General features: G+C 33.9%; 15 protein-coding genes and 1 pseudogene. 7 read left to right on the forward strand and 9 right to left on the reverse strand.

Features of this window, described 5'->3' with window-relative positions; translation table 11 throughout:
• Window positions 1-27: 27 nt before the first annotated feature.
• Complete coding sequence (locus M1L26_RS02005; RefSeq protein WP_444875948.1) at window positions 28-1,152, reverse strand: Bcr/CflA family efflux MFS transporter; 1,125 nt, start codon at window positions 1,150-1,152, stop codon at window positions 28-30.
• Between the two features lie 152 nt (window positions 1,153-1,304).
• Between M1L26_RS02005 and ubiE the strand changes: the two genes are divergently transcribed.
• The 4 genes from ubiE to M1L26_RS02025 all read left to right on the forward strand — a co-directional run bounded on the left by ubiE (window position 1,305) and on the right by M1L26_RS02025 (window position 6,982).
• Window positions 1,305-2,003, forward strand: coding sequence for a bifunctional demethylmenaquinone methyltransferase/2-methoxy-6-polyprenyl-1,4-benzoquinol methylase UbiE (gene ubiE / locus M1L26_RS02010; RefSeq protein ID WP_211907911.1), 699 nt, complete (start codon window positions 1,305-1,307; stop codon window positions 2,001-2,003).
• Window positions 2,004-2,185: 182 nt separating this feature from the next.
• Window positions 2,186-3,883 (forward strand): ABC transporter ATP-binding protein, encoded by a 1,698-nt coding sequence (locus M1L26_RS02015; protein WP_211907912.1) that lies wholly within the window; start codon window positions 2,186-2,188, stop codon window positions 3,881-3,883.
• Between the two features lie 666 nt (window positions 3,884-4,549).
• Window positions 4,550-5,122: a hypothetical protein gene (locus M1L26_RS02020; RefSeq protein WP_250120320.1), complete on the forward strand. Its 573-nt coding sequence runs from the start codon at window positions 4,550-4,552 to the stop codon at window positions 5,120-5,122.
• A gap of 87 nt (window positions 5,123-5,209) precedes the next feature.
• Window positions 5,210-6,982 (forward strand): hypothetical protein, encoded by a 1,773-nt coding sequence (locus M1L26_RS02025; RefSeq protein WP_250120321.1) that lies wholly within the window; start codon window positions 5,210-5,212, stop codon window positions 6,980-6,982.
• 173 nt (window positions 6,983-7,155) lie between these two features.
• On the opposite strand, the gene M1L26_RS02030 is transcribed toward M1L26_RS02025, so the two are convergent.
• Window positions 7,156-7,713, reverse strand: a complete 558-nt coding sequence (locus M1L26_RS02030; protein WP_246111582.1) for a leucine-rich repeat domain-containing protein — start codon at window positions 7,711-7,713, stop codon at window positions 7,156-7,158.
• Between the two features lie 145 nt (window positions 7,714-7,858).
• On the opposite strand from M1L26_RS02030, the gene argS reads away from it, so the two are divergent.
• Window positions 7,859-9,565 (forward strand): arginine--tRNA ligase, encoded by a 1,707-nt coding sequence (gene argS, locus M1L26_RS02035; protein ID WP_211907915.1) that lies wholly within the window; start codon window positions 7,859-7,861, stop codon window positions 9,563-9,565.
• A gap of 15 nt (window positions 9,566-9,580) precedes the next feature.
• On the opposite strand, the gene ccmA is transcribed toward argS, so the two are convergent.
• On the reverse strand, window positions 9,581-10,204 hold the full coding sequence (gene ccmA / locus M1L26_RS02040) for a heme ABC exporter ATP-binding protein CcmA (protein WP_211907917.1): 624 nt from the start codon (window positions 10,202-10,204) through the stop codon (window positions 9,581-9,583).
• 202 nt (window positions 10,205-10,406) lie between these two features.
• Window positions 10,407-10,838, reverse strand: a complete 432-nt coding sequence (locus M1L26_RS02045; RefSeq protein ID WP_250120322.1) for a hypothetical protein — start codon at window positions 10,836-10,838, stop codon at window positions 10,407-10,409.
• 436 nt (window positions 10,839-11,274) lie between these two features.
• Here M1L26_RS02045 and M1L26_RS02050 point away from each other — a divergent pair, with 436 nt between their 5' ends.
• The gene (locus tag M1L26_RS02050; protein WP_246433142.1) at window positions 11,275-11,496 is read left to right on the forward strand and encodes a hypothetical protein; all 222 of its coding nucleotides are present in this window, start codon (window positions 11,275-11,277) and stop codon (window positions 11,494-11,496) included.
• A 141-nt stretch (window positions 11,497-11,637) separates the two neighbouring features.
• Window positions 11,638-12,720 (forward strand): hypothetical protein, encoded by a 1,083-nt coding sequence (locus M1L26_RS02055; RefSeq protein ID WP_250120323.1) that lies wholly within the window; start codon window positions 11,638-11,640, stop codon window positions 12,718-12,720.
• Window positions 12,721-12,948: 228 nt separating this feature from the next.
• Here the strand turns inward: M1L26_RS02055 and M1L26_RS06535 are convergent.
• The 5 genes and pseudogenes from M1L26_RS06535 to secG all read right to left on the reverse strand — a co-directional run.
• Window positions 12,949-13,090, reverse strand: a pseudogene (locus M1L26_RS06535) (IS3 family transposase); the annotation flags it as partial.
• A 73-nt stretch (window positions 13,091-13,163) separates the two neighbouring features.
• Window positions 13,164-13,571 (reverse strand): nucleoside deaminase, encoded by a 408-nt coding sequence (locus tag M1L26_RS02060; RefSeq protein ID WP_211907921.1) that lies wholly within the window; start codon window positions 13,569-13,571, stop codon window positions 13,164-13,166.
• A 152-nt stretch (window positions 13,572-13,723) separates the two neighbouring features.
• On the reverse strand, window positions 13,724-13,882 hold the full coding sequence (locus M1L26_RS02065; RefSeq protein WP_246433144.1) for a hypothetical protein: 159 nt from the start codon (window positions 13,880-13,882) through the stop codon (window positions 13,724-13,726).
• Between the two features lie 39 nt (window positions 13,883-13,921).
• Window positions 13,922-15,529, reverse strand: a complete 1,608-nt coding sequence (locus M1L26_RS02070; RefSeq protein ID WP_250120324.1) for a CTP synthase — start codon at window positions 15,527-15,529, stop codon at window positions 13,922-13,924.
• Window positions 15,529-15,849, reverse strand: a complete 321-nt coding sequence (secG, locus tag M1L26_RS02075; protein WP_250120325.1) for a preprotein translocase subunit SecG — start codon at window positions 15,847-15,849, stop codon at window positions 15,529-15,531. Before secG ends, M1L26_RS02070 begins: the two co-directional genes overlap by 1 nt.

Consider the following 15,849-nt stretch of genomic DNA (forward strand, 5'->3'; position numbering starts at 1 on the left):
TAAGGTTATATAAGAAATCTATTGTAATCAGCCTTCTCTGTGTTTTTCAGTATATTTAAGTAAACTATATATAAGAATTGCAATTATAGAACATGCAACTGTTAACAGTAAATTTGGTAAAATACTATAGTGAAAAAATTTTCCTACTATATATATTCCAATAGCTCCAAACATCATATTGCAGAATGAGAGGACTGCACTACCAAGCCCTATACCCTTGATTGTTTCTAAAGCAGAAGTTACGTTATTGCTGATTACGAGTGCAAGCCCGATATTGCTCGGAATCCAAAGAACTTGAAGAATAAGTACACTTAACTTGTTTGCGAGATAAAAATATACCAATAAACCATCCGATATCATCGGTAATACCAAACCTATTATTAACATCTTGCTCACTCCTATTTTTGGTACGTACCTTCTATTAATTAAAGTTCCAATTATGTAAAATATAACTATGATTGATATGAGATAGCCAAAATATTGTACTTCAACGCCCATTGATTCAAATATGAACGGGTAGTTAGCAATGTATGCCCAAAGCCACATGAAAGTTAATCCATGAATGTTTGAAAATCCAAGGAAACGATAATTCTTAAATATTAATATATACTGCTTGAAGATATTAATACTGGCTTTACTTTTATTTACGGTCAGCGTTTCTTGTAGCTTCAAGTAAATAAAAATGAGCATAATAATTGCGGCAAGTGATATGATAAAAAACAAAAACTTCCAACTATAACCATGTGAAATTATATAACTGCCTACCACTGGAGCTATTCCAGGTGAAAGTGCTACTATCATATTTAACTTTGAGATTACTCTTGAGTATTCACTACCTGAGTACATATCCCTGATTGCTGCATATCCGACAACGCCTGCAACACCAGCTCCAGCTCCTTGTATAAACCGGATTAATATTAAAAGTATAATATTATCAGCTATACAACATACAATACTTGCCAAAGTAAAAATTGTCATACCAATCAGCATTATTAGGCGCCTGCCATAATAGTCTGACAATGGGCCATAAATTAATCCAGATATTGCAACTCCTACTAAATTTAAACTGATCGTAAGCTGCGCTATATTACCTTTCACCTTAAAATAGTTGGCAATACTTGGCAATGCAACTGAGTATAAGTCTGTTGCCATATCAACAACTGCTACAGATAATATAATAATAAGAGAGATGATATTTTGTGAAAAAGCTGTCGACACTAATGATTTACTGGATTAAATATGTTTAATTGTAGTATATTTTTCTCATTAGTATATTAATTTAACTGCTAATCTCTGTATAAAATATGGATAAATCACAATTAGTTAAAGAGGTTTTCGATTCTGTAGCAAATCGCTACGACATTATGAATGATATAATGAGCCTTGGAATGCACAGGCTATGGAAAGAGAAGATGGTAAGTAGTGTGCATTTTAAAAAGAACTCCAAGGTTTTGGATATTGCTGGAGGAACCGGAGATATAGCTATAAGAATAGCAAGAGGTGAACCAAGTACTCAAGTTACAGTATGTGATATAAATCAAAACATGCTGGACAAAGGGCGTGATAAAGCAATAAATTCAAATCAGCTAAATTTCAATTGGGTATGTGCAAATGCAGAGAGTTTACCATTTGAAGATTCTGAATTTGATTATTATACAGTAGCTTTTGGTATTCGAAACTTTTCTGACCGTAAAAAGGCTTTAAGTGAAGCATATAGGGTATTGAAGCCAGATGGGAAATTTATTTGCTTGGAGTTTGCCCCTATGCATTATCAAAATGAGATATTCACCAAATTTTATGACTTATACTCATTTAAAGTAATTCCTAAAATTGGTAGCATGGTTGCTAAAGATAAGGGTTCTTACGAATACCTAGTAAGAAGCATAAGAGAATTTCCAACTCAAACTAATTTTAAAATGGAAATTGAAGAGGTAGGCTTTAAGAATGTTGAGTTCTATAATATGAGCTATGGAATAGTGGCGTTACACATTGGAATAAAATGAATATTAAACTCTGGTATGCTCATCCTTCCAACAGTTCTTTTGCTATCTTCCTGTAATTGCGCAGCGTTTTTCCTTCAGTAGAAATCAAGCTAAAGTTTCTTGAACGTATTGCTCTAACGAAGTACACTGTAAACTAATATTGTAACTTTTTCCTGAAGCTAAATACTTAACTTTAAAATAAAATGCGATCTAACATTAAGCAGCTATTTTACTATATAAAACCTAGTCTACATTATTTTAGCATAGCTTTTATTGCAGTTCTATTTTCAGCTTTAACGATTCTTCTTTTTGGTAGGGGCTTAAGCAACATAATTGATTCTGGCGCAGAGCATAACTTTACTACCAAGCTCGTAGTTTCAATACTGATAGTTTTAGGCATTTCTTTCACTGCATTTATTCGGTTATATTTCATTGGCATTGGCAGCGAGAAAGTTATCGCAAGAATCAGATACGACTTATATAGCAGTATCACTGACTTGCAACCGAGTTTCTTTGAGAACACAGGCGTACAAGATGTTATCTCAGCATTAATTACTGATACCTCTGCATTGCAATCGATAATAAACAGCAGCTTACTGACAATATTGAGAAATTTTGTTGTACTGACTGGTAGTGTTGCAATGCTATTATACACAAATCTGTACCTCACTGCATATGCAGCTGCAATAATACCCATACTTCTCATTATCATGACTTCACTTGGAAAAAAAGTTCGCAATTATGCACGCTTCGCTCAGGATAAATTAAGTGAGCTTGCATCATTTAGTGAGGAAAATTTTAGATCTATAATAACTATCAAATCGTTTGTACTCGAAGAAAATGAAAAAATTCGTTTTCAGAAACATCTAAACTCAGTATCAAAATCATACGTAAAATTAGTACTCTTACGTGCTATTTTAGTAACTCTAGTTATCACGTGTGTGATAGGTTCGCTAGTTATTTTGCTTTTTTTTGGAATAAAAGAAGTCTTAAGTAATAATATGACCATTGGAGAACTCTCCTCATTTGTGTTTTATTCAGCGCTTGCTTCAGGGGCTGTAAACAATCTAAGCGATAACATCAGTGATTTGCAACGAGGTCTTGGAATTGTAGAGCGTTTATTTGAATTTATGAACATGAAAAGCTCTATATTAGATAGTGATAATCCTATAAGGATCAATAGTGTTCAAAAAAGAATTTCGTTTAATGATGTAACATTTTTTTATGCTGATAAGCCAGCATTAAATAACGTATCATTTTCTATAGAGGTAGGCCAATCAGTATCAATTGTTGGACCATCTGGAAGTGGCAAGAGCACCATTTTAAAGCTTTTGCTCCGTTTTCACGATCCAAGTGAAGGCAGTATTACTATTGATGGGCATGACATCAAATCAATTGCGCTAAATGACCTCAGATCGTTGTTTGGCTTAGTGCCACAAGACCATATGATATTCTCTTGTTCAATAATGGAAAATATACTATATGGTAAACCAGATGCTGAATATGAAGAGGTGAAGCAAGCAGCTATCAGCGCTTATGCGATGGAATTTATTGATAAGCTGCCGGATAAATTTGATACATTTGTAGGAAAAAGAGGACTGAAACTTTCTGAAGGACAAAAACAACGCATCATAATAGCAAGAGCCATACTCAAAAACCCTCAGGTTTTAATACTGGATGAAGCAACCTCTGCTCTTGATTATAAAAGTGAAAACCTAGTGCAAAAAGCACTTAGCAAGTTGATGCAAAACAGAACAACAATTGTAATTACGCACAGGCTATCAACCGCACTCAAAACTGACAAGATTATAGTGATTAATTGCGGGAAAGTAGAAGAAGTGGGAACTCATGATTCTCTAATGAGTAAAGATGGGCTGTATGCAAAATTGGTGAGGATATAGTAAAAACTGAAGGAAAATTTGAGTCATACTTGTTGGTTGTTATGCTAGATTGATAATGAAAGTTATTAAATCTTTAATTATTTTAACTTATAATAATATCATAGTATTTTTTTAAGGATTATTATGGTTTATAATTATAGTCATTTCCCAAAATCACCTTGTACGGCTTTCAATTTGCCAACACAGGTTGTGCCAACACAAGTTTTACCAGCACCAATTTCGCACTGTGCACAAGCTTCTGCACCTGCATACGCACCTTGTGCTACTAATTTGTGTCACAATCATTTTAACTCATATCATAACTATTATGATACATGTTATAATCCTTGTGATACGTTTGATTTTTTCTGCTAAGAGATTAGATTTAAATCACTAACAAACGTACGTTCTTTCACTCTTGATATACGTACTTCCAATAGCACATGGAAAACCATGTGCTTCACATTTTGCTTTAAAATACAATAAATTTGACTACTGACAGCTTTTTCTTGAAATCTTAGCAGCATTTTGCTGTGGCAAAGCTTTTCAATGCGAATATCTTCTATATTAAAATCGTATTTTGAAATGTACTGTAAGTTTGTATATGCTAGTTTTAACCTTAGAATTATTAAATCATTAACTTTTTTATCCTATAATAATCTAATAGTTATTTTTTAAAGGATTCTTATGAATTATAATTTTTCCTCATCTCCACGTGTTGGTTCATGCATTCCTACGCGCACAGCTTGCACAACTAACCCACGGTACCATCATAATTTTGATCCACATTGTCATAACCACTTTAACCCACATTGCCATAACCACTTTGATCCGTATCGTGATGGACTCGAATTAAATATACAGCTTCCTGATATAAAAATACCTCCTTGTCCTGATGTAAAATGTCCTGAGGTAAAAATACCTCCTTGTCCTGAGTGTCCTGCTTGTCCAGAACCTAAAAAACCAATTGACTTTTCAAGGCTTTCAATAGTAGTTGATGCAGTTTCTGGAGAGATTAAAGATGCCATTACTAAGAAATCTAGTGGTTTAATGTTTGCAAAATGTAAAGAAATTATTGATAAAAGTGACAACAATCTTGAAATTGGTCCAGACAATCGTATCAAAGGACAATGTGATAATAATCCTGAATGCAAAGCTTGTGTGGATGCGATAAATGCTTCTATAATAGATACGCGCACAGAATCAGCATTTTCTCCTGAACAAATGTCAGTACCAGAAGGTATTGTTTATATTATATGAAAGTAATGAAGGTGTATACATTGTTAGTATACATTTCTATTTTATGTTAACTTTTTAGTAACCTTTATTTATTAATGGAGCAATTTTATGTTACAGAACACTTTCCCTTATTCAAATAAATTGAAAATTAATTTATATACAAGGCTAGATGATGGTAAAGACCCTAAGTACGAGATTAATGACAAGACTAAGAATGAACTGAAGGAAAAGATTAAAAATGAACTAGAGAAAGATCTTAAGTTTGAGATTGGCGATAAGACTAAGAATGAACTGAAGGAAAAGATTAAAAATGAACTAGAGAAAGATCTTAAGTTTGAGATTGATGACAAGACTAAGAATGAACTGAAGGAAAAGATTAAAAATGAACTAGAGAAAGATCTTAAGTTTGAGATTGATGACAAGACTAAGAATGAACTGAAGGAAAAGATTAAAAATGAACTAGAGAAAGATCTTAAGTTTAAGATTGGCGATAAGACTAAGAATGAACTGAAGGAAAAGATTAAAAATGAACTAGAGAAAGATCTTAAGTTTGAGATTGATGACAAGATTAAGAATGAACTGAAGGAAAAGATTAAAAATGAACTAGAGAAAGATCTTAAGTTTGAGATTGATGACAAGACTAAGAATGAGATAAAGGATAAAATAAAAAAAGAAATAGAGGATGAGATAGATTGTAAGCGTGATAAAAATGGCCGCGATAAAGGCGACAAAGATAAAGACGGCTTTAATAAGGATAGCGATGATAAAGATGGCAAGAAAGAAAAGGATAGCGATGATAAAGGTGGCAAGAAAGAAAAGGATAGTGATGATAAAGATGGAGATGATAAAGTCATAGAAGGTAAACTTGTCAATCTGGGTCATATTGATAAAGAAATGTGCGGGGAGAATGCTGAAAAATATTCAGCAGAAAAGCACGTGGGTAAGCCTGCTTGGTTTACAAGAGACCTTTTGAAACAATTTTTGCCTGATTTAATGAAAAACGATAAGATCATGAGTCATTTTGATAGCAAAAGTGAGGATCAATATCATGCACAAAATTTTGGTATAACTTTTAGGTGTCAAGAGGATGAAGAATGTGGAAAAAATATAAACTTTACGTTTGCCGCACCTAGTAACATGTGGTGTAATAAAGGAGGTGCAAAAGGAACTGCTGGTTTACAATGTCGAGAGGAGATTCGAAGCATCAACACAAGTGCTTGTTGTCCAACTGCTGTACCTTACAGCAGTCCTATTAATAGTGAAAACTTTTTTCTGAATGAAAAGTGTCCTAATTTGATTTTAGATCTTCCGTTAGCAAAATTAAGGGAGTGTGAAGGTAAAACTATAGTTGCAAAGCTAGAGGCTCCAATGGTTATCGTCACTAAGGACGGTTCTATAATAGATAAAGCTGGCTACAAAATTGCTCAACATAAGTATGCTATACTAAAGGATCGTCTAAATTATAAAGGTGAGATAAAAGATTCAACCGGTAAGTCTCCGCAGCAATTAGAAGAAGTTAAAGAGTCTGTAGAGAGGGGTCTGTGGAGTTCTGATAAGGAAGTAAAGCTGAAAATACCTGCTCTCCCAAGTTATTCTCCTGGTGCCAATGATAATCAAGATGAGACTTTCTTTTACTATGATAACGAAGCGGAATGTAAAGAGGAGGTTCTGCAAGCAAAAGCAGAAGCTGAGAAGTTAAAAATACAAGTCCAAGAGGATGGCCATGATGAATATGGCTTTAATGAAAAAGGCTGTGATAGAAGGGATGAGGAAGAAGTACTATCAAAAAATGCTTTTGCTTATAATAGTACTCAAGAAGCAAACCTCAACTATTATGACAATGAGGATAATTCTGTTTCCGTTGATACTAATTTTATATAAGACTAAATGTTTTCTGGGCTTTTCAGCTCAGAAAACACTTTTGTAGAAAAATAGAATGAGTAACCTTACTCAGCGTGACGGTAAAATTCTAATCAAATTACATATATGGATTTTGTGACACTTTTGTATAGTTCAACATAGGTAAATTTGAATAATAGCAACAAATAAAACCTTTATATAATGCTGTCAGCGAATAGATGTTCGCTTGGCGTTTCTATGCTTTCATCATTAGTAGGATTAAAGGGGAAATTAAACTGAACAAGATTTGGAAGCTTATTGTTGTTCAATGATTCGTGTAATGCTACTATACCTTTATCGCAGACACTGTCAGAAAGTAAATTAAACTCAGTAATATTTGAAAAACTACCATTCTTTAGTGCATTTATAAATTCCACTCCACCATCAGGGCTTATATTATTAGAAATTAAATCAAGCTTAACAAGATTTGGAAAGTTACCATTCTCTAATAATTTAGTGATTGCTATTGAACCTTGATTACCCATAATACTAGAAGTTACTTTACACTCAGTAAGATTCGGAGCATTAACATTCTTTAATGTTTCATCTAAAACTTCTGCACCCTCAGCATCAATATAACAGTCGTGTAAGATAAGGCTTGTAATATTTGGATTCTCTTGTAAAAAGTTTATTAACTTCTCCATGTGTATATGTAGACTATTTAAGTCTAAGGTATTACCATTAACATATTTATTAAGTTCTACTTCCATCATGTTTATAACTCCTCTGTTAATATAATTCTTATTATAGCATAGACTTCAGTCATTGTCAAGTGTATTAACAAGCTGACACAAGATAACCCTTCAACTTCCCCCATTTATCCACTATACTGCTACAGGTCTTATAGCTTTTTAGTTAATGAATATTTTCAAGCAGGTTTCCTCTCTCATTTCCAGCAAGTTAAATGAGTTGAGGCAAAGGGGTGTTATAAGCACGAATGCAACAAACTTTATCATAGAGCCTCCAAGCAATAGAGCACATGGTGATATCTATACAAATGTTGCTATGGTGCTTGCAAAACATGAAAAGAAGAATCCCATTGAAATCGCAGAAGTTTTAGCTAAAGAGTTTGAACTTTTTGGTGAAGTTGCAAAAGTGGAAATAGCGGGCCCTGGTTTCATCAATATGCACTTGAAAATGGAAGTATGGCATGGGATTTTAAAGCAAATAAATGAGCTAAAAATGGAGTTTGGCACTCTCAAAATTGGAAACAATCAGGCCATCAATGTTGAGTTTGTATCCGCAAATCCAACTGGGCCACTACATATTGGTCATGCAAGAGGGGCAGTGTTTGGTGATGTTTTAGCAAATTTACTAAAGAAAGTTGGCTATAATGTCACTAAGGAGTACTATATCAATGATGCTGGAGCACAGATAGATACGCTAATTCGGTCAGTATATTTGCGGTATAAGGAAGCTCTGGGAGAGAAAGTTAGCATTGAAAAAGGTTTATACCCAGGTGAATATTTAAAGCCAATAGGGAAGGGGCTAGCTAAAAAATATGGCAAGGAGCTTAGAGAAGAGGAAGATAATCGAGTAATTAGAGAATATACTTTAAGTTCTATCTTAGAACTTATAAAGGAGGACATGAGCTTGCTTGGAGTCAATCATGATATTTTTACTTCAGAGTATGAGCTACAAAAAAATGGCAAAATCGAAGAGAGTATAAAGATATTATCTGATAAGGGTCTTGTGTATGAAGGATACTTGGAGAAACCAAAAGGCAAAGAAAGTGAAAGTTGGACTTCCAGAAAAGAAATGTTATTTCGCTCTACAACATTTGGTGATGATGTTGACCGCGCACTAAAAAAAGAGGATGGTAGCTGGACTTATTTTGCATCGGATATTGCTTACCATTTTGATAAGATATCACGTGGTTTTAACAATATGATCGTAGAGCTCGGCAGTGACCATGGCGGTTATATTAAAAGGCTTAGAGCAGTTGTCTCTGCGCTCAGTGATGATCAAGCAAAGATAGAGGTAAAGCTGCATAATATTGTGAATTTCTTCGAAAATGGCAAACCTGTTAAGATGTCGAAAAGATCAGGAAATTTTCTTACAGCTAGGGATGTAGTGGAAGAGGTTGGCAGGGATATAACTCGTTTTATAATGTTAACACGCAAGAATGATATGGTCTTGGACTTTGATTTTGCTAAAGTTAAAGAACAGTCAAAAGACAACCCTATTTTTTATGTGCAATATGCGCACGCCCGTGCTCATTCGTTAATGCGTAATGCTCCAAAAGAGCTCCCAACAGCAGACCCTTCACTTTTAAAGACAGATGGGGAGCTATTCCTCATAAAAACCTTAGCAAAGTGGCCAGATGTGGTAGAAATATCTGCAAGGCTTTGTGAGCCACATAGAATTACTTTCTACTTACTTGAAGTTGCAGAAGCATTTCACGTTTTATGGGGGTATGGCAAAAGTGATTTAAACATGCGGTTCATACTAGAAGATAACTTGAACTTCACCGCTGCAAGAATGTTTCTCGTCCAAGCCTTAGCGCACGTAATCTCTTCTGGGCTTTCTATTTTTAATATAGATCCTTTGAAAGAGATGAGTTAATTTTAAGGCCAAAAATTATACAAGAGGTCTGTTAAAATCACGTATATCGATTGTCTTGAAGTCACACAGTTGTTCTGTAGAGCTATGTCCTGTAATAATTACTATACCGTTTTGCTCAGAGCGTATTGAGATTAGGTTCAATACTAATTCACATGTTGTGCTATCAAGATTACAGAATGGTTCATCTATCAGCCAAATGTTTGCATTAGAAATTAACAGGCGAGCAAGCGCAACTCTTCTTTTCCAGCCTGCAGAAAGTTCACTATATTTGATATTAAGTACAGGTTGCAACTGTAAGCAACAAACGGCTGCCATAATTAATTCTCTAGTATTCCGTATTCTTGCCCAGAATTGTATGTTTTCACCAACTGTTGAGCTATCTTTACAGGCATTTTTATGGCCTATATAGACCATGGAAGGTATATAGGATTTTAGGTCATCATATATATCTTTTCCACGGTACATTATATTACCTGACACTGGCGGCAAAAGTCCAGATAAACTTCTGATTAAGCTGGTTTTGCCGCTACCATTTGGACCAGTGATTAAGATTTTTGATTTTGGTTCAGCTTTAAAATTGAGGTTTTTAAATAATACTTTGTTATTACGAGCACAGGATAGATTTTTACATTCAAGCATCTATTGGACCTTTAAAGAGAACTTGGAGCCTAAACACTTCAGTGTATGAACATTGGATAGCTTGCACAACAAACAGTCAGTGTTTGACATACAACTGTACGAACATTGGGTTTGTAGGTAGCAGATGGTGTCATCCCAGTGCTTGACTGACTATAACACTTAAGAAGTTTAATGCCAGAAAGCAGGTTATACAACGGATACGTCATCTGCCTTTTCCTTTATACTTACCCTTAGTTGAAGACTGAGCTTTTATAAACAGCTCCCAAAATCCTTTTTTATCACCTTCTCTGTGTATCAATTGTGCAAAATGCTTCATTAAAACGCTACCCATCATAACCATCTTTGTCCATTTACCTAGCGGTTTTGCTATATCAACTATTTCTAGATCTTCTTTGTAAACTTGCATATTCTTTTGTTTCTCCCTTAACATTTCCTGTTGTTTCATCAACTCTTTTTGCTTATTTTTTTGATATAATTCATTAAATCTTCTATTTTCTTCCCACTCTTCTTTGAGAACTTTTAGAGGAAATATAATTTTTCTAATATGATTTTTGTATATTTTTCTCAAAAAGAGAAATACTGCAATTACAGCAAGTAGTTCCGTACTATATATAATGATTTGTCCGAACGGCATTTTTATACTCAGCTTATTGGCAAGCAGTATTTATAATTATACCATAACTATAGAAATTTTACAATTTTTTTCTGGATAAAGATAGTAGACTAAAAATTTCTAAAGAACAAAAGCAACGTATTTACGTACAGGCTATCAACTACTACACTCAAAACTGACAAGTGATTAATCATTAGAGAGTAGAAGAATCACGGCTCTCTAATGAATAAAGATGGACTGTGTCAAGCTGGTGAGTAAGGTGGAAATTGAAGAAAATCTAATTGTTGGTTATCATGCTAGATCTACAATATAAGTTATAAAATTTTTAATCATTTTGGCTTATAATAATTTCTGAGTTAACCTTAGATTTCCTGAGCTGTGGTTTCTTTTACCCATGTTGAATTCTTAGCTTTTATACTCTAATTTAATTCCAGTTTTGACTATATAGGAGGTCACAATGTCAAACAATATCTATAGCGATCAAGTTAATAATAGTAATTTATATGCCAACAAACTTTTTTATGGTGAAGAGGGTGAGCAAGTCGAAAATCTAGGAGATCAGGTTGCGGGAGAAGAGGATGATAAATCAGAAGAAGATTTACTTCGTGACTGTAGAGATGAAACTAAGAAGGCAAAAGATAAGTCAATACAGTGTAAAAAAGATGCTGTGGAATCATAAAGAGAAATTACACAATTAGAAGCAGAAACTAGTGAATTAAAGTCAAAGGTTCAAGAAGAAAGAGAGAAGGTAGAACAAACTAAGAATGAAGCTGAGGCAGCAAAAGATGAGTTAATACAGTGTAAAAAAGATGCTGAGAAGATGAAAGAAAACGGTGGACAGGCAATTAATCAGGAAAAATGTGATGATATTAAAGCAGAAGCTGAACAAGCAAAATTAGAAGCTAAACTAGCAAAAGAGGAAGTTTTGAGGTACAAAATTGAACAGGAGAAAGAAGAAGTGATGCAGAGTAAGATTGAAGGAGTAAAAGAAGAACTTTTAAAGTGTAAAATTAACATGGCAAAAGCAGAGACTGAGTGGTATAAAAAAGCAGCTGAAGAATGTAAAAATGAGAAAAGAATCGGTACAGATAAACCTAGTATTAAGGGAGGGAATGAAAATGATAGAGGCAAACATGTTACCAATGAAGGAGGGAATGAAAGTGGAGAAATTACATCTCGAGAAATAACACCAGATCGTAGCCTGCCAGAAATTTGTGGGCCTAAGGCTACTTTGTATAAATCGGATAATAAGATAGGTTATCAAGGTTTTAATACATCTGATTTATTAAAAGAACTCTATCCTGAGATGTATAGTAATTCTAAAATTTTGCCATATATAGAAAAGGGATCAGAGGGTGTTTATGGTGCAGTAAATTTTAAATTTGCCTTTACTGATACTATTAGTTCAGTAGCTAACTTTGGTAATACGAAATGTCTTAAATGTATTGATAATCCACAAGAGTTAGCCTGTCAGGATGAGAATGTTAAGAGTTTTTGCCAATTTGGCAATGGTTATGATAATAAAGAATTAAACAAGAATTTTTTTTCTAGAGAATCATGTCCTGATCTCATCAAAGACTCCGGTGGAGCAAGTATTGTGAAAGCGAAACAAGTTGCACCATTGATAATTGTTAATAACGCAGGGAATATGATAGATAAAGAGGGCAATAATACTCAAGTACACTATAATTCATTAAAGCCTTATCTAAAGCTTAATGGTAAAATCAAGGACTGTGGAAATGATCAAAAGTGTAAAGATTATAATGCAATTATGGAGAAAGTTGCATGGGATAGTGATAAGGAAGTACTATTAAAAGCTGTCTTTGATAATGTGCAAAGAACAACTCCTTACTCTTATGATAATGAGGTTAGTTCTTTTCCCATTGATAATGAGTTGATATAAGAGAGAATGTTCTCTGGATTTTTTAGTTCAGAGAACACTTTTGTAGAAAAATAGAATTGGTGACCTTACTCAAAAAAAAGTAGAGAAGAAGTTTTTGTTGTGAGAATAAATTTAGCAGAGTTTATAATATAATATTTAAGTTATTTATGATAAAAAATAGATTTCTTGCATAACCAGCCAGTCTGGGATTTAGCAAGAAAATCTAGATTCCAGTAGTGCAAGAAATCTAATTTCTACGTATTCAAATATGGAAGTTCTAGTTTGTTGAACAGAACGTTGAGAAGTATCAATAAGAAGCTCCCTTTTGAGTAAACTTTTCTGCAACGGAGTTATCGTAATAACATCCCTTATGTACGTTGAATGAGCAAATTGGTCAAATATACGAAAGAGTTATAATACAGATTTTACTCAAAAAATATTGAAACAATCTCACAGATCTTAAACTAAGTTCTCAATTTCTCAAAGAAATCTTTTAATAAAAGAGAACATTTTGTTTCTAATATTCCACCATAAACTTCAGGTATGTGGTTACAGAATTGAAATATTCTAGTGCCGTTTTCAACTCCTCCACCTTTGGGATTGTAAGCCCCGAAGTACAGACGTTTAATTTTTGCAAAAGAGATAGCTTGAGCGCACATCGGGCACGGCTCTAACGTTACGTACATTTCAGCTTCATAAAGCGTGGAAGTTGAAAATGCTTTTCTAATTGTTAACATTTCTGCATGTGCAGTTGGATCATTAGATATATTGTGTGCAGAGGAGATGATATTGTTTCCATTAACTATTACAGCACCTATTGGCACTTCGCCATCTTTCTGAGCAAGTTTTGCTTGCTCTATGGCAAGTTCCATGTATTGGTACTTAAACATTAGGTGCTTGGGTAAATATAATTTTCTTTTCTTGGCTTTTCTATTTTTTCTAGGTTATAGAATTCACTAAGGACTATTGTCCTTTTTACAAGGCTATCTATTTCTCGCTTTAAATATTTTTTTATTTCTTCTACCTATTTTAGTTCGTTTATAGCTACAACTACTTCTTCCATTATATCCTCTATAATTTGATCCTCCTCTAATTTATATATTATTTGTTCTACATGCCTATTCAATTCCTCGAAGGTCGCAGATCCATATGTAATGCTATCTTTACTATTTCTTAGTAACATTTTTTACCTCTCTATTAGAATATAGTTTATTCAGTTCTATTAAACTCTATTGTCAATAGCTGCCTTAATAAATGATGTAAAGAGAGGATGAGGAGAAAATGGTCTTGATTGAAATTCTGGATGAAATTGCACACCAATAAACCATGAGTGATTTTTTAGCTCCACTGCCTCTATGCATGTTTTATCTTCTGATATACCACTGCATATCATTCCATTCTCTTCTAAGTTATTTTTATAATCTAAATTAACTATATATCTGTGTCTGTGTCTTTCTGAAATAGTGACACTACTATACACATTTGCCATTTTTGAATTTGGATTTACATTACACTTGTATGTTCCAAGTCTCATGGTTCCACCAAGATCAACGTTCTTACCATCAGCGAGCTTGATGATTGGGTGTTTGCAAGTATAAAATTCTTCAGAGTGTACATCTTCAAGCTTAATAACGTTACGAGCAAATTCAATCACTGCAAGCTGCATACCAAGACATATTCCTAAAAAAGGAATGTTATTTACACGGGCATAGTTTATTGCTAATATTTTACCTTCTATTCCGTTATCACCAAATCCTCCTGGAACAAGGACTGAATTAGAGCTTTGTAATTTTTCTCTGATAAACTTTGCATCTATAGATTTTCCATTCTCTTCTCTTGAGTTGACCCAATTTATCTTCACTCTAGCTTTATTACTAATTGCACCATGGTTTAATGCTTCAATCAGTGATTTATATGCGTCAGGAAATTCAGTATATTTTCCTACTATGGAAACGATAACTTCTTGTGTTGGATGTCTCATAGAGTGTACTATTTGGTCCCATTCAGGTAAGCTTGGTTTTAGCTTACTTAAGTGAAAGTGATCCAAAATTTGTGTCCCGAGCCCACATTGATTATACAAGGACGGTAACTCGTATATATGGTTTACATCAGGAGCAGGTATTACGTTAGATAAAGAAACATTGCAAAGATTGGCTATCTTTTCTTTTTGATTATCGGAAATTTCTTTTTCACTGCGACATAATATAATATCTGGTTGTAACCCCGCAGAGTTTAACTCTCGAACTGAATGCTGTGTCGGTTTTGTCTTTAATTCTTGTGCTGCAGTGAGATATGGTATTAAAGTTAAATGAATAAGGATAACTTTTTGCTTTCCTAGTTTATAATTAACTTGGCGTATAGCTTCCAAAAACGGTTGGCTTTCAATATCACCTACGGTTCCGCCTATTTCGCATATTACAAAATCTAAATCTTCTGTACCATTAAAAATGAAAGATTTGATTAAATCTGTCACATGAGGAATGATTTGCACAGTTTTGCCTAGATAATCACCACACCTTTCCTTCTTTAATAATTTATTATATACTTTACCAGTTGTTATATTGTCGTCCTTGGTTGCTTTAATTTTAGTAAAACGCTCGTAATGTCCAAGGTCTAAATCAGTTTCAGCACCATCCTCAGTAACAAATACTTCCCCGTGCTGAGCTGGGCTCATTGTTCCAGGATCAATGTTGAGATATGGGTCAAGCTTTCTGATGCGAACATTGAACCCATGAGCTTGAAGAAGTGCTCCCACACTTGAAGCAACTAAACCCTTACCAAGTGATGAAACAACTCCACCTGTAACAAAGATAAACTTGGTTTCTTTCATTAATTTTCAAATGGAACAGAAGTTGATTGGCCTTCTTGCTTTTTTTCTGATATAATCTTCTCTGCAATTGATTTTTTATGTACATCTTTTGAACATAATCCTGATAGTAACAGTGTATTTATAATGAACAGTCCAGCAACTATAGAAGTTATTCTACTGAGTGGATTTTCAGAAGACTTTACCGGAATTATTGAATTCATTCCCTGCTGTGAATTACTAAAGCCACTTAATGAACTACTTCCAGGTGGCTGCAGGAGCACTAAAATTACCAATACAACAACTAATATTATTTGAAGTATACTAAGTACTGTTACTGACAT

This window comes from Wolbachia endosymbiont of Ostrinia scapulalis (assembly GCF_023559145.1).
GTDB lineage: Bacteria > Pseudomonadota > Alphaproteobacteria > Rickettsiales > Anaplasmataceae > Wolbachia.